The sequence below is a fragment of the bacterium 336/3 genome (assembly GCA_001281695.1).
Taxonomy (GTDB): domain Bacteria; phylum Bacteroidota; class Bacteroidia; order Cytophagales; family Thermonemataceae; genus Raineya.
Window position 1 is genome coordinate 3,053,874 of record LJIE01000001.1, and the last position, 20,186, is coordinate 3,074,059.

Below are 20,186 nucleotides of genomic sequence, written 5' to 3' on the forward strand. Positions count from 1 at the left end.
CTTTTTTTGGTTACTGACAATATATTGATTAGAAAAATTTTATGCAGTTATTCAAAATAGTATTTTTTTATTTTTTTTCAATGACTGTTTTTAGTCAGAATATAGAGGCTGAACTTACCAAAATCTATACTCAAAACAATTTGATTGGCATGTCTGTGATTGGTATTTGTAACAAAGAAATTAAAATCAATTTTCATAAGGGATTTGCTCATGAAAAACAAAAAGTTACCATTCAAAAAAACACAAAATATAGAATAGCTTCTGTTTCCAAAACAATTACAACCATTGCTCTCATGCAATTATGGGAAAAAGGTCTTTTTAAATTAGATGATGACATCAATAAATATTTAGGCTTTTCTTTAAGGAATCCTTATTACCCTGATATACCTATTACTTTTAGAATGCTTTTATCTCATACTTCTTCTATCACAGATGGGACAGGTTATGAAAATTTTACTAACAGCAGTTATCAGAATAATATCCCTTCTGTTTCAGCATTATTTACTACACAAGGAGATTTTTATACCCCTGATATGTTCTTGAATAAAAAACCTAATAGTTTTTTTACTTATTCTAATGCTACTTATGGTATAATAGGTACACTCATAGAAAAAATCTCAGGGATGCGTTTTGATATGTATTGTAAGAAAAATATTTTTTCTCCTTTGGGATTGGATGCGAGTTTCAATATTCAAGATATTCAGAACTTACACCAAATAGCTACTTTGTATAGAAAAAAAGATAATGAGTGGATTCCTCAGACTGATAATTTTTCAGAAAAAAAGCCTCAGAATAAAGATTTGAGCAAGTACATTGTAGGTAGTAATGGTTTTATTTTTGCCCCTCAGGGTGGACTTCGTATTTCAGCTCAAGATTTAGCAACTCTTACTTTTATGTTTATGAATCACGGCATATACAAAAATGTAAGAATATTAAAGCCCGAAACAGTTAAGACTATGTTTTCTCCACAATGGACATACAATGGTTCTAATGGAGATGATTATCATGGCTTATTTAAACAGTGGGGTTTGGGTTTGCATATTACCACACAAACAACTAAAGGAGATATCGTTTTTCCTAATAAAAAAATGACTGGACACCCTGGTGAAGCTTATGGGCTTATTAGTGATTGGTATATGAATTTAGAAACAGGTGAAGCCGTTATTTTTATCACAAATGGCTCTGCAAATCCATATAAAACAGGCTCAAAAAGTGCATTTTATGCTCCAGAAGAAGAAATTTTTCAAGCAGTATATCAAGCTTTACAAAAAAAATGCTCCAAATAAATATTATTCTTCTTCTCTGCTCTGAAAAGTTTTCATGTAGGCATCGCCTATTGAAAACAGTCCAATATGTGTACGATAAGCATTAAAAAGATTTTTCGTATTTTCATCATAAATTTCAGCCAATGCAGTCATCATTTTAGCTTGAATGGAAGGCTTGTATTTAAAAATTTCTAAAATATTTACTTGAGGAATCACATATAACCAACTCTCTTCTGAACGGACTACAGCATTATACACTCTTTCGCTCTCTAGAAGCAAAGCATTTACCCCAATAGCAATATATCTTTTAGCAAAAGCCAAAGGTTCAAAATTTTCTTGTAAATCAAGGTTTAACTCTACCATACCAGATTGAATGATGTACAGAGCTTGCCCTGGGTCGTTTCTAAAAAAAACCACCTCGTTTTGTTTATACTCTCTTAAATGAACGAAAGGAATGAATTCTTCAAGCTCTTTTTCATTGAGTTTCTCAAACAATTTTACTTTCCTGAAAAAAGCAAAAAACTCTAATTCTTTTCTTGTATAGACTTTTCGGAATGGGTTTGGGATTTTCATAGCAAGATATTTATTGAAACTCAAATTCTACTTTTAATACTTTCTGGGTTTGAGAAGTAATTTTAAAAGCCTCACTACCCCTTAGACCTGCAATATACACTATTTTTTCGCCTGAAATTACAACAAAAATTCTGTTCTTAAGATTTTTTGGGATTTTCTGGTTGATAAGAAAATCGCTTACTTTTTGTTTTCCTTTCATACCCAATGGCTGAAAGCTATCACCTTGCTCCCAAACTCTAATTTTTAAAGGAAACTCTAGTTTTTCTACATCTAAATAAGCTATTGTATTATTTCTTTCAAAAATGATGTTTTGATTATCTATAACTTTACTTTTTAAGTAAAAAAAAGGTGTTTCAAGATTCTCATTGATATTTAGATAATACTCTGTTTTTGGTATTTCCTGAAAAATTATGGGCGTTATTACAAGCCTATTTCTATCCCAAACAGCCCAGTAATTTTCAGAGTAAAAGTCTGCTCCTGTTTCCTTACAATCAGCTATTTGCTGGCATTGTCGAAAAGAAAAATCGTACTCTTTGAGTATTTCATAAAGCAAAGGCATATCTATACTCTCATGCAATTGTAGATAAACTACTTGTCCTTTTATTTGTAAGTATTGCTCCTTGATAGATTGTACTTTTTCTTGATATACTTTTTCTACACTCTGCAAACGAACTGTTGTTTCTGAAAAAGTATCTAAAAGATTACTATTGAGCGTTTCTAAGGCTGGTACAATCTGATGGCGAATAAAATTTCGAGTATATTTATCAGAAGCATTGGAAGCATCCTCCATCCATACAATATCGCTTTTTTGAGCAAAATCTTCTATTTGTCTGCGTGTGGCAAAAAGTAAAGGGCGAATGATGCTTCCTTTTTTGGATAAAATACCTCTCAAACCTGCAATTCCTGTACCTTTGGCTAAATTATAAAGTGTAGTTTCAAGGCTATCATTCAAATGGTGAGCTGTAGCAATGTAATGATAAGCATATTGCTCTCTTACTTCTTCAAAAAAACTATAACGCAACTCTCTTGCAGCCATTTGAATAGAAACTTTATACTCTTTTGCATAAAGTTCTGTATCAAATTTTCTAAAATAAAAAGGTATTTGAAACTTTTTAGCAAGGTTTTCTACAAAAATAGCTTCTTGATCAGCCTCTTCTCTTAAGCCAAAATGACAATGAATGATACCAAATTTGTAAGGAGATTGAGCAAATACGTGAGCCATTACTATAGAGTCTATTCCTCCACTAATAGCAAGCAAGATTTTATCATTTGCTTCAAATAGTTGTTCTTTTTTTACAAATTGAATAAAATCTTGATACATTTTAACTTTCTGTCTTTTTTACAATAGCATGGATTACAGTATCTAACTCTTGAGCAGCTTGTTTCATATATTCAAAGAGTTTGGCATTTTCATCATCCAATTTTGATTTATCTATAATATCTATTAAACCTAAAATAGAACTTAATGGACGACGTATAGTGTGTGATTGAATATAGGCTATTTCCTCTAAACTTGCATTTTGTCTTTTTAGTTTATCAATATTGGTATAATTGAATGAAACAGCCCAAACGCCTTGGTTATCATTGAATACAGGAAACATACGTGTTTGAACCCATAATTTTGTGCCATTTGGAAAATTTAGTTCTCTTTCAGAAGAAATGGGCATTCCATCTAAAACTTTCTTAAAATTATATTTTATGGTATCTACTGCATCAGAAGAAGCATAATCGAATATATTTTGTCCTTCTTGCATTTCTTGGTTATAAAGAACTTTACAACTTTCCTGAGCTGCTTTGTTGAAAGATAGTATTTTCCCATCGGTATCTACTAAAATGTTGATATCAGAAGTGCTATTTAAGATAGCCTTGAGCATTCCTTCTGATTTTCTTAGAATTACCTCTTGTCTTTTTTTATCTGTAATATCTCGCAACACAAATATATAACCAGCCTCAAAGGGATAGAGAAACACCCTAAACCACGTATCATTTTTTTCTAAGTAAAATACCTCTTCTTGGACTTCTTGGCTTCTTGAAGCTCTGTGAATCATATCTTTGTAAATACTTACCTTTTGAGGTTCAAGTGGTGAAAAAAGGCTTCTGCCCAATATTTCGTCTTCAGAGAATTCTAAATATTTTAAAAAGGTTTTATTAACTTTAATAACTTCTTTTTGGTGGTTGATAACTAAAAATCCTTCTTTGATAATATCTAATACTTCGTTTGTGAGTCGTGTATAATTTATAAGGGAAGAGTAAAATTCTTGAGTCATTTCTTAAAAGTTTTGTCGTATATTTGCCAAAAATATGTTTTTTTTTATTTCAAACAAAACAGTAAAACTATCCGTTTTTTAGTTTTACAAGATTCTTTCTTTAATTATGACTGTACTTCCTTATACCAAAGACAACAAAGGTAAAAAAGAACAAGTAGCTGAAATGTTTGATAACATTTCTCCTAAATACGACCTTCTCAATAGAGTTTTAAGTGTGGGTATTGATATTATTTGGCGAAAGCAAGCTCTTTCTTTCCTTAAAAAAGACAATCCAAAGTTTATGTTGGATATTGCAACCGGCACTGGTGATTTTGCGTTAGAAGCTTTGGCACAACTCAAGCCTGAAAAAATTATAGGCGTAGATATTTCGGAAGGAATGCTTGCTCAAGGAAGAGAAAAAATGAAAAATAAAAAGTTAGAGCATAAAATTGAACTCCAAAAAGGTGATTCGGAACGATTGTTGTTTGATGATAATACTTTTGATGCTGTAATCGTAGCTTTTGGTGTTAGAAATTTTGAAAACCTTGAAAAAGGGCTTTCAGATATGTATAGAGTGCTAAAACCTGAAGGGAAAGTGGTTATTTTGGAATTTTCAAAACCGAAGGTATTTCCGATAAAGCAATTGTATAATTTTTATTTTAAGAATATTTTGCCGAATATTGGCAAAGCCATTTCCAAAGATGCAAGAGCTTACACGTATCTGCCCGAATCTGTTCAGGCTTTCCCAGAAGGAAACAGTTTTGTAAGCATTTTAGAAAAAGTTGGCTTTCAAGAAACACTTTGCAAGCCTTTGAGCTTTGGAATTAGTTCAGTTTATGTAGGAAAAAAGAAAGTTTAAATATTTAGTATTCAATGAAATTTTTGCGTTTTTTAGTCTTAAACTTTATTTCTTGTGTATTTTTATTTCCATCAATTAGCTTTGCACAAGGGCATATCACTCATTTAGACGATTATGATGAAAAACCCATTCATTATGGTTTTGTTTTAGGGCTGAATCAGTCTTGGTTTAACATGAAAACCAGTGATGCTTACGCTAATAGCAATTTTATAGCAAAAACAAAGTTTTCAACAGGTTTTGCTGTTGGGCTTTCTATGAGTCTCCAGCCTACAGAACTTTTTGCTATCAGAATATCGCCTTCGGCTGTCTTTGGACAACGCATCATTACCTTCCAAGACCAAGCAACCAATGTAGTCACAGAAAAAGTGGTAGAATCTACAATTGGCGAAATCCCTATTACATTCAAATTCAAATCGCAACGCAGACACAATGGACGTATGTTTATGCTTTTGGGTATCAAACCTTCGTTTTCGCTTGCTACTAAAGCAGCTCAAGAAACCGAACGCATTCGTGTAAAAACTACCGATTTCGCTATTGAATATGGATTTGGATTTGAAAAATTTAACGAAATGTTCAAATTTGCTCCTGAAATACGTTTTTCACATGGTTTAGGAAATATTCTTGTCCCTGATGCCAATCAATTTAGTAGTCAAATCAGCAGACTTGTAAACCACAGCGTTTCATTCTATCTGTTTTTTGAATAGCATGTTAAAAGCTACACAAGACGTTTTAAATTATTTCAAAGAATCTCGTCAAGATTATAGTGTCATAAAAGCCTATTGTCGTACTATTTATCTCTTAGGTACACAAGAAGATTTTCAAGTTATTGAGGCTTTTTTCCTTGAAAACTTTCAAAATTCATATACTCATGCTTTGGTGAATATACTCATCAAATCTGAAAATCCTCACAACACAGCCCAATTAATTTTAGACACTTGTTTTGAAAATAATTTGCTCAAAGAAAATGCTCCCAAAGAATTATTAAACCTATTAGGCTACTTTCGATATGAGCCTGCCCTACCTATTTTAGAACATTATGTATTTCAAGAAAATAGTTATTATATCAACCAATCGGCTGTTTTAGGGATTTTATATTTCGATTGTAGCCATCTGCAAGACCAAATCAAGCAAGCTATAGAGGAATGTTATGGAAAGAATTTATTTAAAGAGTTTATGCCTGCTTTGGTAGCCAAGTTAGATGACAAAACAGAAATTTTAGAAAATTTATACACCTTAGGTGCTACCATTTGTTCCACAGACTGCAACGGAGGCATTGTATTGGGCTTTGCTCTTTCAGGTGCAGAGGGCGAAACATATTTCAGAAAAGTATATGCTGACCCATATTGGGAGCTTGATTCTGGTGCAACAGGCTCTGTATATTGGACTTATATGGGCTTTCAGCATTTCGGCATTACATTTAAAAAATTATACCAAGAACTTAAAAATACACAAGACCCTAAAATTGAAAAGCATTTAACTAGACTTATACTTGGGTTTTTAAGGCTCAAAATTAATCTAAACCTTAAATCTGAGATGTTACCCATTCAAAATAATGTTTCTGAGAGTTTTTTGTCTATTTACAAAAGGCTGTATGGCTGGGAAGACCCAAATAAAAGCAATAATATCACTGATTTTGCAAAAAAACATGATATAGATAAAAAATCTTATGAGTATGATTTACAAAAGGAAGCCTACGAATTAGAACGGCTATTGGGACAAAAAGTCCAAGAAGAAATTTTATTACAGAATTTAAAGTCAGAAAATATTCATTAGCTATAAAATAAAGACTATTTTGCAAACGTTTATTTTGCAACAACGTTTCAAAAATACAAACCCATGAAAAAGTTATTTTTAATCATTGCTTTATTCTCATTTATGAAAGTAAAAGGCCAAACTACTCCCCCAAAAGCAACTATCAAGCCCAAAGAACTGATTACACATGGGCATAAACGTATTGACAACTATTATTGGCTCAACAATCGAGAAAATCCTGAAGTCATTGAGTATCTCAAAGCAGAAAATGCTTATTTGGATAAAATGATGTCTCCAAGTAAAAAGCTACAAGACAAGCTTTTTGATGAAATGAAGGCTCGTATCAAAGAAGATGATGAGAGTTTACCTTACAAATCCAATGGTTATTTTTATTATACTCGTTTTGAGAAAGGAAAGGAATATGCTATCAGTTGTCGTAAAAAAGGCGATTTGAAAGCTCAAGAAGAAATTTTATTAGACCAAAACGAATTGGCTAAAAAGTCAAAATATTTTGCATTGGGAGCTTTATCAGTAAGCACTGATAACCAACTCATTGCCTACGCTACTGATACTGTAAGCCGTAGAATTTATACTGTGTATTTTAAAGATTTGAAAACAGGTAAAAATCTACCTGATGTGATTAAAAATACAACTGGCAATGTGGTTTGGGCAAATGACAACAAAACTTTGTTTTATAGTCGCCAAGACCAACAAACTTTGCGTGCTTTCCAAATTTATAAACATACTTTGGGTACAGATGCAAGCAAAGACGAATTGGTGTATGAAGAAAAAGATGAAACTTTTAGCTGTTATGTAAGCAAAACAAAATCAAAGAAATACATTATGATTGTCTCTGGTAGTACAGTAGCTTCAGAAGTTCGTTTCTTGGATGCTGACAAACCTGCTGGCAAATTTCAAATATTTTTACCTCGTAAAAGAGACCATTTGTATAGTGTGAGTCATTTTGGAGATAAATTTTATGTTGTAACCAACATGGATGCTCTTAACTATAAACTCATGGAAACATCTGTAAAGAAAACAGATGATATAAAGCTTTGGAAAGAAGTAATTGCACACAGAAAAGATGTTTTCTTAGAAGACGTTGAGATTTTCAAAGATTTCTTGGTAGTTGGTGAGCGTAAAAATGGCTTACTTAATATGCGTGTGATTCGTTGGAAAGACAAACAAGAACATTTCTTAGATTTTGGAGAAGCTGCTTATTCTGCTTATGCCTCTGTAAACCCTGATTTTGACACTAAGATCTTGCGTTATGGTTATACTTCGCTAACAACGCCCAACTCCACTTATGACTACGACATGGAGAAACGTACCAAAACCCTTATGAAGCAACAAGAAATTTTAGGTGGTAAATTTGATTCTAAAAACTACATCACCGAAAGAATTTATGTTACTGCTCGTGATGGGGCAAAAGTACCAATGTCAATAGTTTACCATAAAAATACCAAAAAAGATGGCAATGCTCCCCTACTTCAGTATGCGTATGGTTCGTATGGGGCAACGATGGATGTATATTTTAGTTCTGCAAGATTGAGTTTGCTTGATAGAGGCTTCGTATATGCTCTTTGCCATATCAGAGGTGGACAAGATTTGGGTAGAGCTTGGTATGATGATGGTAAAATGTTCAACAAGAAAAATACTTTCTACGACTTTATTGATTGTTCCGTATATTTATTAGAAAACAAATATACCAACAAAGAAAAATTATTTGCAGAAGGTGGTAGTGCTGGTGGCTTATTGATGGGTGCTATTGCAAATATGCGTCCCGATTTGTATAAAGGTATTATTGCGGAAGTACCTTTTGTAGATGTCATTACAACCATGCTTGATGAGTCTATTCCTCTGACTACAGGCGAATGGGACGAGTGGGGAAATCCTAAAAATGTAGATAGCTATGTTTATATGCTTTCTTACTCTCCCTACGACCAAGTAGAAAAACGCCCTTACCCTCATATGCTTGTAACCACAGGTCTTTACGACTCACAAGTACAATATTGGGAGCCTGCTAAATGGGTAGCGAAACTTCGTACTCTCAAAACAGATAACAACATGCTTCTTTTGCATACCAATATGGATGCTGGACATGGTGGAGCTTCTGGACGCTTCCAAGCTCTGAAAGAAGTAGCTCTTAATTTTGCCTTTATGTTCCAAATTTTAGGTATTACAGAATAATTTTTTTAATATATTTGCATTTTCAAGCATCAGAGACTTTTCGTTTCTGATGCTTTTTTGTGAAAAATTAAAAATGATGACTCAAGAAGAACGCCAACAAAAATTTGAGCTTTTTGTAGAAGCTATGAATGTACCTTTAGAAATTAGAACAAATAAACTAGTTTCAAGATTTTCTATTCTACCATTATTAACATTTTTATTTATGCTAATAGGAATAGTCTTAGTTCCCTTTAGTATTATAAATATAAAATTTATTTATGGGAGCATCACTCTCATCATTTCTAGTATATTAATACTTGTTTGGTTCCTTTTCCAGAAAGGTGAAAAAGAAAAAAAGATTGAAATGATTATAAATTATAACGGTATTGATACACACGAAGTAGGTTTTTGGGGATGGGATGATATTTCTGATGAGCATATTAGATATGATAAAAGTACTGAACATCCAAAATCCTATTTATGCTATGAATGCCCTAATGGAAGTGTAAGGATTTTACTCTCAGATTATGAGGAATGTTCTGGTTTAGGTTTTTATTTAAAACAATATCGAGAATTTCATTACATCAAGAAAAATACTTTTAATTTATAACTATGACTCAAGAAGAACGCCAACAAAAATTTGAGCTTTTTGTGCAAGCTATGAATGTGCCTTCAAAGATTGAAATTTATAAGCCTACATACATATCTCTAAAAATAGCTGTCCTATTCTCAGTTTTTATATTGCTGATGATTATTACCTTGCTTGTAGATGGACATTATTTTTTTATTTCTTTTCTTATTAGTTACCCTTTACTAATATTTGGGAGTATATATTATGAAATAAAACGAAAAAAAGAAGAAAAGAAAATTAAAAAACCTGAAGTAATCCTGAATAGTGATGGTATTTATACACGAGAAGTTGGTTTCTTTGACTGGGATGATATTCGTGATGAACACATCAGATACGATAAAAATATTCAAATAAAGAAATATGAACTCTGTTATCAATATCCTAATGGAAATGTACGACTACAATTGACAGATTTTTTCTTTGATGGACATAATTTACAATTATACCTAAAACAATACCGTGAGTTACATCATATTAAGAAAAACACTTTTAATCTTTAATTTATGACTCAGGAAGAACGCCAACAAAAATTCAATCTGTTCTTAGAAGGCTTTGGAATGCCTCCTCAAATAGAGGTAAACTATTCAAGACTTAAATTGCTGGGTTTAATGGCTTCTGGAATTTTTACAATCCTTTTTTTTACATATTCATTTATTATGTTCTATCCAAAACTAGAGAAATCTCTACAAACAATAATGATTTTATCTTATGTTATTTTGTGTGGAGTAATAGAAATGGTCTTTAAAATTTACTCACTCATAAAATCTTTTTTTGATAAGAACCCTATTTTAATAATCAGTCCTGATGGAATTTATACTCGAAAAGCTAATTTCTTAGAGTGGAATAATATTTATAGCGAACACATAGAAAAAGTAGTTAAGAATAGAAGTAATGACAAGTATTATTTTTGTTACAACTATCCTGATGGTGATGTAAGACTGCAAGTTTCAGGCTTTAATTTAGACACTAACGAATTAAAATTTTATTTAGAGAAATATCGACAATTGTACAATATCAAGAAAAACACTTTTCATTTATAAGCCCTATGACTCAGGAAGAATGCCAACAAAAATTTGAGCTTTTTGTGGAAGGTTTAGGAATGCCTTTAGAATTAAAAGCAAATAAAGTTACTTCAAAATTTTCTATTCTACCATTTTTGAAAAAGATAAAATTCTTTTGGCTGAAGGCAGGTGAGAAGTTTTAAATAATAATTTTTTCATAAAAAAAGTTTTTGAAAATTTGCTTACTCGTAGGCTTTTCAGCATCCGCCCCCTGTTTTAAAGACTTTTAGGGTTATGTCTGTTTGGTTGTTGGGTTATTTTGTTATTGGCTTTCCTGAAGTGCCTTTAAGTTGCTCTGCATTGTATCCAGCCCCTTTGAGATTAGCCTCTTTGAGGTTAGCCCCTGCGAGGTCAACCCCTCTGAGGTCAGCGTCTCTGAGGTCAATATTTTGGAAGTATCGTTCTCCTTTTCTATATCGCTCAAGGAGTTCTGTCGCACTCATTTTGGTTTGTGCTTGTGCGTAGAGGGCAGTCATCAAAAATAGGGCTACCAAAAATGTGAGTTTTTTCATTGAGATAAAGAGTTTTTTAATGTTTGCTTACTCGTAGGCTTTTCAGCATCCACGCCCTGTTTTTAAAGACTTTCGGTGTTGTGTCCGTTTCGTTATTGCTTTTTAGAAGCCTTTTTGTTTCATTTTTTGGATAAATTCGTCTCTAGGGTCATCAAAAAAAGCATATACGCACTTTGTACGGTTTCTATCAAAACAAACCAAGTGGATACGAATACCTATTCTAGCTTCGTATACCTCTAGATTACCATAATTACCTCTGACCTCCAATACTAAGTTTTTAACCTCATTTCCTCTAAGAAATACTCTAAACTTATCTTGTGAACCTTTCTCGGGGGAATATGCCCGAACAGAAATCTTGGAATCAGTATTTTCAAAATACTGAGTACTACTGAAATCACCTTTTTCTTCTTTTTTGAATTCTAAATCAAACGTTGTTACTGACTGTGCTTTTACAAAAGAAAAGCCCAAAAGCATAAAGGCTACAAGTGTGAAAATTGTTTTTTTCATTGAGATAAATTGTTTTTTGAACTTAATTACTAATTTGTGATTAAATATATAAAATATCATAATAAGAATTTAGTTTCTTGACAACTTTTTATCTTTGTTATAACTTATTGATAATTAGTACACTATTAAGCAAAAAGCTTTAGGTATACCTAAAAAGTGAATCCCCTTGCTCTTCGGAATTTATAATTCCGAAGTATTATCTCAAGATTTTTAATCTGTTTTTATTTGATTTATAAAATCCTTGATAAAGCTTCGTGATTAACTTCATTGAGCCCTTTGGGGTTGCAAATCACTAATCATAAGTTTTTATAATCAGGTATCCTTGGCAAGAAAATTGTAAAAGTATGATTTTTACATAATTATGATACTTTCTTCTGTCATTAGTTTTTTCAAAAAGATGCGTTTAAACACTCTCAAAAGTTTTGATAAAAATATTCCCACATCTCAACTAAGAATCAGCATTTGTGAGCAAAATACTGATATAGCTCAAATATTTTCCAAAGTCTTTGAAAAAGTACCTTATGTTGAGATTTTACAAGGCAATATTTTTCATCTCAAAGCACAAGCCATTGTAAGTCCAGCAAATAGTTTTGGTGATATGAGTGGTGGTTTTGATAAAGCCCTTGACAATTTTTTTGAAGGCAACTTACAGCCTAAAGTATTAAAACATATCCAAAATCATTATTTAGGTGAAATGCCCGTAGGTGTCGCTGATACCATTGCCACCTCAAATGCTTGGTATCCTTATCTTATCATAGCACCCACCATGCGAATACCCAGCAATGTAGGGCAGAGTATTCATGCATATTTAGCTATGAGAGCTATTTTAATAGCCATCATAAAACATAATTTAAGTTCAGAGAATAAAATCAACCATTTTGTTATGCCTAGTTTATGCACTGGTGTAGGCAGAATGCCTTATCAAGAAGCTGGAGAGCAAATACTGACTGCTATTCATAATATTTTAGAAGGTGGCTGGAAAGAATCCGTTCATCCTGCATTAGCTCCTTATTCCATCAAAAAAAATGATTCAAACTTTTCTCTTAAAACATTATAGTTATACAAACTGTAAAATGCGTATATTTATATTTTAACAAATGGTAACTCTTTCTTTTTTTAAATATCAAGGCTTTTTAAATCGTTGGTGGGCTCTCAAACAAATGGGTACTACCCCCAAATTATTAAAAAAAGTGGAAGGACTTCAATTTTCTAAATTGCTTGGTAGTGGTGGAAAGCAGGGTTTTAGCATTCTGCCTAATTTTGGTTTATACAGCCTTTTGTGTGTTTGGAATGATGAACCATCTGCTACACATTTTTTTACTGAAAATTCTATTTTTAAAAACTTTCAGCATCATTCATCTACACACCAAACTATTTTTTTAAAAGCACTTACTTCGCATGGTAAATGGGATGGCGTAGAACCTTTCAAAAATCCCAAAGAAAAAACAACTGGAAAAATTGCTGTTATTACAAGAGCGAAAATAAAATTGAGTAAACTTTGGCAATTTTGGCGATTTGTGCGTCCTGTCAGTAAAGATATGTATAAAAAAGATGGTCTTATATTTTCTGTGGGTATTGGCGAGCTTCCTCTTATTCAGCAAGCTACTTTTAGCATTTGGGAAAGTACAGAAAAAATGGTTGAATATGCTTACAAAGACAATCCTCATAGGCAAGTAATTCAGAAAACAAGAGAATTGGGCTGGTATAGCGAAGAGCTTTTTGCAAGATTTTCTATTGTATCTGTTGTTGGAGAGGGTGTTATTCCATTAGATACATTAACAGCTCATCACTTATAATTTATCACTATTTATCTATCATGAATCACATCCATAATCAAATGAATGACTTTATCCAAGGAAACAGAAGCATCTTCTAAAAGTTTGATATACTTCATTTTCGTTTCTATATCTTTTTCTTCTTTGATAAGATGAATCAGTCCCATAATCGTAGATAAAGCACCTCTTACTTTATGACTTTGTTGCCAAGCTATTTGGGTTAGTTTTTCGTTTTGATTCATAATTTGTATTTCAGCTTTTTTTCTAGCATCAATATCCACATAATTAAAAGCTACTCCAAACAAGCTATTATCTGCATCATAAACGGGATAATAGGTTACTTCTATCCAGCTTACAAAATCTCCAAATTGGATTTTTCTTTCCGTTTTGGTCATTTCACCTTGTAAAGCTTTTTGGAAATATTGTTGAAATTCTGCATAATCATCTTGTAAAACATAATGTCTGAAATCATCTCCATAGTTTACCTCTTTACCAAAAAACTGAGTAATACTTTCTTGGGCAACCTTATTGAAATTTAAAACTTTATAGTTTGTATCTACCAGTACATTACCATCATTAGTACTATCCATCATGGCTTTGAGCATCATTTCAGAAGATTTTAGTTGTTCTTTGGCAAAATGTTCAGAACTCACATCATAACCCACACACATGATACCCAAAGGATTTTTATCATCATCTTCTATCACAGAGGCTTCCCATTTTATCCAGAAATACTTACCTTCTGATTTATAAACGTTTTTAATCTTAATCTGAAAAATCTGATCAGGATTTTCTATACATGCATTTATCATTTTCATACAATGCTCCCTGTCATCAGGATGTAGAGTATCAGCTAAATGTGTTCCTACGAATTCACCGTTCCAAAAATCAAATCTTTTTTTAAAAGCATCATTCACAAAAGTGTATTCTCCACTTACATTAAGAACAGCCACTGATATATTTTGTGAATGAAGTAAGTATTTAGGTATATAGTCTTTAAAAGATATCATTCAATTTTATAGATTTTTGCATAGGATAGGTCTTCATAAAACTATACATTTTCAAAAATGTTTCAAAGAAATATAACAAAAAATCAACATAAAACCCATAAAGCATGCTCTATGGGTTTGTAAAATTCTTTAGATTTTTTTCTTTATTTTACTTATTTCCAAACACTTGCACCCAATAACTCCCGTAAAAACCTACACCAAGTGTTTTATACCCACCCATAATATTCTCTCGGTGTCCCTTGCTATTCATCCACATTTCTACAACTCCTTCAGGACTTACACTTCCCATAGCAATATTTTCGCCAAAACCACTACCAAATTTTCCAATTCTGCTAAAAGTCTTACAAGTTTCTTTTAGTTCACCATTGATTCTATCATGAGTATTATGATTAAAATAATTATCTTTTTCCATATCAGCGGCATGATAACGAGCAGCTCTTGCCAAATCAGGACTCCAAGTAAATGCAGGTAAGCCATTTTTAGCTCTTTCAATATTTGTTAGTCTTAAAACTTCTTTTTCAAAAGCCTCATTTTGAGCTGGTACATTTTCAGTACCTGTGGGACACCCTACAAAAGAAATTTCTTGATTATTGTTGTTAGAGTTTGAATTGTTATTGTTTGTATTCGAATTATTATTAGAGTTTGAATTGTTGTTATTATTATTTGTATTCGAATTGTTACTTCCTATCTTTTGTATTACGATTGAAGAAACAAGATTGTTAAAGTTTCCTAATGATGCAGCATCTTGCGAGAGTGTAAAAGTTTCTCCCTGAAAATCAGCATGTTCATACAATGTTACTTTCAAACCTTGAGGAATTTTAATAGATTGAATTACATCGTTGCCAACAGTTAAATCAGAGATATTATATTCACCTATATTTAAGACCTGTGAACGCCCCTGAAATTTGGGTTCGCTATATACTACCACATTTTTGGTATTGGCAAGATTTTGAGCATTAGAAATAATACTCCAACATAGTAATGTAAAAAGGAGATTCAATTTTTTCATAAGTGTACAATTTTAAACAAGATACATATTACCATAAACATGCCAAAATAAAAATAGCAGTTGTGAAAACTGCTATTTTTATAATATGTTATTTTAAACTATGATTTCTTTTTGCTCTTGAACAAGTGTTAGTACTTCATCATCCATGAGGCGAGTCGCAAGCCATTTGGTTTTAGGAAGTTCATAAGCAAAGAAGAATTTCATGGTATGTATTTTACTTTCGTAGAAAGCTAATTCCTCTCCTTGAGGATTTTTAGTTAATATTTGTACTTTGGCAACAGTTGCTTGTTTGAGCCACTGCCAAGAAATCATAATCAAACTTGCCATTTCCATAAACAAATTGGCATCTGCAAGGAAAAGCTCAAATTCTTGTTTCATAGCAAAGCCAAGTAATTTTTGCATTACTTGTTGCATTCTACCAAGTTCTTTTTGTAAAAGCTCTACATGCTTTTTAAATTCTTCATGAGTGGATGCTTCCTGAAGTGTTTTAGAAATTTCTTGCATCAGAGCCATAGCAGCAGCACCATTTTTCATAGTAAGCTTTCTACCTAACAAATCCTGCGATTGAATAGCTGTTGTACCTTCATAGATACTTGCAATACGAATATCTCTGTATAACTGCTCAATTGGAAAATCTTCGCAATACCCATAACCACCAAATACTTGCATGGCTTCACTTACAGATTTAATACCATATTCAGAAGGGAATGTTTTAGCAATAGGTGTCAGAATATCCAATAACAAACTATAATTTTCTTTTTCTTCACCTTCTGTAACTTCTATCAAATCTGCATATCTGGCACATTCCAAAAGCAAACTCAGAGCACCCTCAGCCACAGCTTTTTGGAATAAAAGCATACGTCTTACATCAGGGTGATTGATAATTTTGGTTTGTGGAGTAGTTTTTTGGTCTTTTTCATCTAATCTTCTACCCTGAGGACGTTCTTGTGCATATTGTAAAGATGCATAATAAGCATTGGTTGCAATAGATGCTCCTACCACACCCACACCTAAACGAGCTTCATTCATCATTTGAAACATATATTTCAAACCTTGATTAGCTTCTCCTACCAAATAACCTTTACAGTTGTTGTTATCTCCTATCATCAAGTGCATAGCAGGAGTACTTTTTTGCCCCATTTTATGGTAAATGCTTCCTGCTGCTACATCATTGTTTACAAATTGTCCATTTTCTTCTCTAAATTTAGGAACAATAAACAATGAAATTCCTTTTATACCCGCAGGTGCTCCTTCTATACGAGCAAGTAATAGATGTATAATATTTTCAGCTTGATTATGTTCTCCTGCTGAAATAAAGACTTTCTGTCCTTTAATTGAGTATGAGCCATCTTCTAAAAGTTTTGCAGAGGATGTAATATCAGATAGAGAACTGCCCGCTTGTGGTTCTGTAAGTGCCATTGTACCTTGCCATTCACCAGAAAGCATTTTAGGAACATATTTATCTTTGAGTGTTTGGTTTGCAAAACTAATGATAAGTCTTGCAGCACCTGAAGAAAGCCCAGTAAACATAGATGCACCATTGTTGGCTGCACTCAGAATAAAAGTTGCTAAAGAATACACAGAAGCAGGAACTTGTCCTCCACCAGCTTCATAATTGTAAGTTGCTCCTATCATGCCTGCTTCACCCATTGCTTTCAAATATTTTTTGATAGCAGGGTGTACATTTACCACACCATTTTCTAATTGTGGTTCTTGCACATCCATTTCCCTGAAAGTTGGGTATAAAATATTATCAGCTATTTGCTTAGCCGTATCAAGAATCATATCAAAAGACTCTCTGTTATGGTCTTTAAAATGCTCATACTGAGTTAAGGATTCTATTCCAAAAACCTCGTAGAGTAAAAACTTTAGATTGCGAATGCTTACGTATTGTGCCATAGAAAGTTGTGATTTTAATTACATAATTATTATTAAGCTGTAACTCTTTGCATTTTTAGACGTCTGTACTGTCTAAAAGTTATCATACGCCCTGTTTCTTCATCCCAAAGTGTATAAAACGCACATTTAAGACTTTTCCAAAACGTAAGTGTTGTTACATATTTCTGGAGAATAGGGTTCTCTTTACTACATTTAGCAAGTTTATAGAAAGGTACTTTTGATGCTAAATGGTGAATATGGTGATACCCAATGTTCCCTGAAAAGAAATGCATGATTTTGGGAAGCTTATAATAAGAACTTCCTCTGATAGCAGCCAATAGATAATCCCATTCGTTTTTCCAAGACTTATAGTTGGGGTCGTGTTGATGTTGGATATAAAAAAACCAAACTGCAATAGATGCAAATAACATTACTATTGGAAAATATAAAATAAGAAGTTTCTGATAACCAATCCAGTATCCTAACAAAGCATAAAAAACAATTAGATATACATTGGTTAGAATCAATGTTTTCTTCTCTTTTTTCCAACCTTTTAAAGTGATAAGAGGCAAACGGTTATGAACAAAAATATAATAGAAAGGTCCTATCAAAAATAATACTGGGGCAGAACGATACACTTTATACTTAAATTTTTCCCAAGAAGAAAGCTTTTCATATTCGCCAACTGTAAGTAATGTTATATCTCCAATAGTTCTTGTATCCAATTGCCCTTGATGAGCATGATGATGATTGTGTGTTCTTGCCCAATATTTATATGGAATGAGTGTAAAAAGACTACAGATAATCCCCACTATATCATTGGCTTTTTTAGTAGGCATAAAAGACTGATGACCACAATCATGTTGAATGACAAATACTCTTGTTAAAAACAACCCTGCTCCCAATGTTAGCACCATTCCTCCCCAAATTGTATAATTGTACAAAATACAAGCTCCCACACATAAAGCTATAAAAGGTGGTATTGTATTAAATAACTGGATAAAAGCCTTTTTGTATTCAGGTGTCGTGTAAGGCTTTACGATTTCTTTCCAGTTTTTTAAATCTTCTGTGATTTTTTCAAAGGTGGTATTCATGAGGATGTATGATTTTATTGGAAATATACATAAAAAATAGAATTCTTTCAAAGGTAAATAAGAATTATGAAAAAGTTCTAAGTTATTCTTATTTTATTTATAATTTATTTTATGCTTTTCTTAGTTTTTTTCTTAAAAAATTACTTGTAATTTTCTTTTTTTTAACTACTTTCAAAAATCATTGCCTATTAACATCAATCAAAAATTACACCTAAAAAGCATTATGAAAGAGTTTTTCCAAAGTATTGGCAGTTTCTTCGAGAAAATCATCCAATTTGAAGAATGGGGTTTACATTATTTATGGATTTTAATCCCTGTAGTCATCATTTATATGGCTATTCGAGATCTAACCAATAAATCTCAAACTATCAAACGCAATTTTCCTGTAGTTGGTCGTTTACGTTATTTGTTGGAGTCTATTGGTCCAGAGTTACGTCAATATATTGTAGCCAATAATAGAGAAGAATTACCTTTTAACCGAAGTGAAAGAGCATGGGTATATGCTTCATCTAAAGGGCAAAATAACTTAGAAGGTTTTGGAACAGACAAAGATTTGTATGCTCCAGGGCATGTTTTTATCAATCCTTCTTTATTTGCTTATAAATTACCAGCAGAACACCCCAACAAAAAAGACCCTTACTTTATCCCTTGTGCCAAAGTCATGGGTTTATATAATAAAAGAAAAAAACCTTTCAGACCCTACTCTATTGTCAATATCTCTGCTATGAGTTATGGTTCGCTTTCTAAAAATGCTGTTCAAGCTATGAATTTGGGGTCACAAATGGTTGGTTGTTATCATAATACTGGAGAAGGAGGACTTTCACCTTATCATTCCAATGGAGGGGATGTGATTTTTCATTTTGGGACAGGTTATTTTGGGGTAAGAGATGAAAAAGGTAATTTTTCAATGCAGAAACTTGTTGAATTGGTAGAAAAAAATTCATTTGTAAGAGCCATTGAAATCAAACTTTCGCAAGGAGCAAAACCAGGGAAAGGTGGTATTTTACCAGGGAAAAAAGTAACCCCTGAAATAGCTAAAATTAGAGGTTTACAAGAAGGACAAGATGCTCTTTCACCTGCCTTTCATTCAGCTTTTAGCAATGTACCTGAACTACTAAAATTCATTGAAGATATTGCGGAAAATACTGGTTTGCCAGTAGGCTTCAAAGCAGCTGTTGGAAAAACTGATATGTGGGAGCAACTTGCTGATTTGATGGTACAAACAGGCAAAGGACCTGATTTTATTACCATTGATGGTGGTGAAGGTGGAACAGGAGCAGCTCCTCATGCTTTTTCGGCTCACGTTTCAATTCCATTGATGTTTGCTTTTGCCGAAGTTTATAAAATATTTCAAAAAAGAGGTTTGACAGATAGAATTGTATTTATTGCCTCAGGAAAATTAGGCTTCCCTGCCAAAGCTCTGATGGCATTTGCAATGGGGGCTGACTGTATTAATATTGCTCGTGAAGCCATGCTTTCTGTGGGTTGTATTCAGGCTCAAGTTTGCCACACAAACAACTGCCCTGCTGGAGTAGCTACACAAAATAAGTGGCTCATGGGTGGTCTAGATCCTACGCTTAAATCAGCTCGTTTTGCTAATTATATTAAAACTTTAAGAAAAGAAATTTTGGAAATTACACATGCTTGTAATTACGAACACCCTAGTCAAATGACTATGCACGATTTGGAAGTAGGTATGGGTATTAGTGAAAGTACAAAAACTCTTGCTGATAATTTTGGATATGAAAAAACGCCTATAAACTTCCATAGCGTAGCCGATTTACTCAATTGTCCTCATTTAGGAGGTTTGCATGGTCTCTATGCTGCAAAAAAATAATAACATAT

At 32.7% G+C, this 20,186-nt stretch carries 18 protein-coding genes and 2 pseudogenes; 11 read left to right on the forward strand and 9 right to left on the reverse strand.

Annotated elements, in window-relative coordinates:
* Positions 1 to 41: 41 nt before the first annotated feature.
* A complete protein-coding gene (locus AD998_14285; GenBank protein ID KOY87160.1) occupies positions 42 to 1,286 on the forward strand; it encodes a hypothetical protein in 1,245 nt (414 codons plus the stop codon).
* Positions 1,287 to 1,289: 3 nt separating this feature from the next.
* On the opposite strand, the gene AD998_14290 is transcribed toward AD998_14285, so the two are convergent.
* From AD998_14290 to AD998_14300, 3 genes are read right to left on the reverse strand one after another with little or no spacing between them, the layout of a single operon-like run.
* Entirely contained in the window at positions 1,290 to 1,832 is a 543-nt protein-coding gene (locus AD998_14290; protein ID KOY88215.1) for a cyclic nucleotide-binding protein, read from the reverse strand.
* A gap of 16 nt (positions 1,833 to 1,848) precedes the next feature.
* Positions 1,849 to 3,159, reverse strand: a complete 1,311-nt coding sequence (locus AD998_14295; GenBank protein ID KOY87161.1) for a hypothetical protein — start codon at positions 3,157 to 3,159, stop codon at positions 1,849 to 1,851.
* A gap of 1 nt (position 3,160) precedes the next feature.
* Entirely contained in the window at positions 3,161 to 4,105 is a 945-nt protein-coding gene (locus tag AD998_14300) for a hypothetical protein (GenBank protein ID KOY87162.1), read from the reverse strand.
* Between the two features lie 106 nt (positions 4,106 to 4,211).
* Between AD998_14300 and AD998_14305 the strand changes: the two genes are divergently transcribed.
* From AD998_14305 to AD998_14335, 7 genes are all read left to right on the forward strand, one after another.
* Complete coding sequence (locus AD998_14305) at positions 4,212 to 4,943, forward strand: ubiquinone biosynthesis methyltransferase UbiE (protein KOY87163.1); 732 nt, start codon at positions 4,212 to 4,214, stop codon at positions 4,941 to 4,943.
* Between the two features lie 14 nt (positions 4,944 to 4,957).
* Positions 4,958 to 5,647, forward strand: coding sequence for a hypothetical protein (locus AD998_14310; protein ID KOY87164.1), 690 nt, complete (start codon positions 4,958 to 4,960; stop codon positions 5,645 to 5,647).
* A gap of 1 nt (position 5,648) precedes the next feature.
* The gene (locus AD998_14315) at positions 5,649 to 6,716 is read left to right on the forward strand and encodes a hypothetical protein (GenBank protein ID KOY87165.1); all 1,068 of its coding nucleotides are present in this window, start codon (positions 5,649 to 5,651) and stop codon (positions 6,714 to 6,716) included.
* A gap of 63 nt (positions 6,717 to 6,779) precedes the next feature.
* Positions 6,780 to 8,885, forward strand: coding sequence for a protease 2 (locus tag AD998_14320; protein KOY87166.1), 2,106 nt, complete (start codon positions 6,780 to 6,782; stop codon positions 8,883 to 8,885).
* Positions 8,886 to 8,961: 76 nt separating this feature from the next.
* Complete coding sequence (locus AD998_14325; GenBank protein ID KOY87167.1) at positions 8,962 to 9,474, forward strand: hypothetical protein; 513 nt, start codon at positions 8,962 to 8,964, stop codon at positions 9,472 to 9,474.
* Between the two features lie 2 nt (positions 9,475 to 9,476).
* Positions 9,477 to 9,995 carry a hypothetical protein gene (locus AD998_14330; protein KOY87168.1) on the forward strand — a complete coding sequence of 173 codons (519 nt, stop codon included), beginning with the start codon at positions 9,477 to 9,479 and terminating at the stop codon, positions 9,993 to 9,995.
* Positions 9,996 to 9,998: 3 nt separating this feature from the next.
* Complete coding sequence (locus AD998_14335; protein ID KOY87169.1) at positions 9,999 to 10,535, forward strand: hypothetical protein; 537 nt, start codon at positions 9,999 to 10,001, stop codon at positions 10,533 to 10,535.
* A gap of 314 nt (positions 10,536 to 10,849) precedes the next feature.
* Here the strand turns inward: AD998_14335 and AD998_14340 are convergent.
* Positions 10,850 to 11,032, reverse strand: a pseudogene (locus AD998_14340) (hypothetical protein).
* A gap of 138 nt (positions 11,033 to 11,170) precedes the next feature.
* A complete protein-coding gene (locus AD998_14345) occupies positions 11,171 to 11,575 on the reverse strand; it encodes a hypothetical protein (protein ID KOY87170.1) in 405 nt (134 codons plus the stop codon).
* Positions 11,576 to 11,972: 397 nt separating this feature from the next.
* Here AD998_14345 and AD998_14350 point away from each other — a divergent pair, with 397 nt between their 5' ends.
* Both AD998_14350 and AD998_14355 read left to right on the forward strand, forming a co-directional pair.
* Positions 11,973 to 12,632 carry a hypothetical protein gene (locus tag AD998_14350; protein ID KOY88216.1) on the forward strand — a complete coding sequence of 220 codons (660 nt, stop codon included), beginning with the start codon at positions 11,973 to 11,975 and terminating at the stop codon, positions 12,630 to 12,632.
* Positions 12,633 to 12,672: 40 nt separating this feature from the next.
* Positions 12,673 to 13,371 (forward strand): hypothetical protein, encoded by a 699-nt coding sequence (locus AD998_14355; protein ID KOY87171.1) that lies wholly within the window; start codon positions 12,673 to 12,675, stop codon positions 13,369 to 13,371.
* An 11-nt stretch (positions 13,372 to 13,382) separates the two neighbouring features.
* Here the strand turns inward: AD998_14355 and AD998_14360 are convergent, their stop codons facing one another.
* The 4 genes and pseudogenes from AD998_14360 to AD998_14375 all read right to left on the reverse strand — a co-directional run bounded on the left by AD998_14360 (position 13,383) and on the right by AD998_14375 (position 18,320).
* Complete coding sequence (locus AD998_14360; protein KOY87172.1) at positions 13,383 to 14,360, reverse strand: hypothetical protein; 978 nt, start codon at positions 14,358 to 14,360, stop codon at positions 13,383 to 13,385.
* 148 nt (positions 14,361 to 14,508) lie between these two features.
* Positions 14,509 to 14,883: pseudogene (locus AD998_14365) on the reverse strand (hypothetical protein).
* A gap of 579 nt (positions 14,884 to 15,462) precedes the next feature.
* A complete protein-coding gene (locus AD998_14370) occupies positions 15,463 to 17,268 on the reverse strand; it encodes an acyl-CoA dehydrogenase (GenBank protein ID KOY87173.1) in 1,806 nt (601 codons plus the stop codon).
* A gap of 32 nt (positions 17,269 to 17,300) precedes the next feature.
* Complete coding sequence (locus AD998_14375; protein ID KOY88217.1) at positions 17,301 to 18,320, reverse strand: portal protein; 1,020 nt, start codon at positions 18,318 to 18,320, stop codon at positions 17,301 to 17,303.
* 286 nt (positions 18,321 to 18,606) lie between these two features.
* On the opposite strand from AD998_14375, the gene AD998_14380 reads away from it, so the two are divergent.
* Positions 18,607 to 20,178: a glutamate synthase gene (locus AD998_14380; GenBank protein ID KOY88218.1), complete on the forward strand. Its 1,572-nt coding sequence runs from the start codon at positions 18,607 to 18,609 to the stop codon at positions 20,176 to 20,178.
* Positions 20,179 to 20,186: the final 8 nt, after the last annotated feature.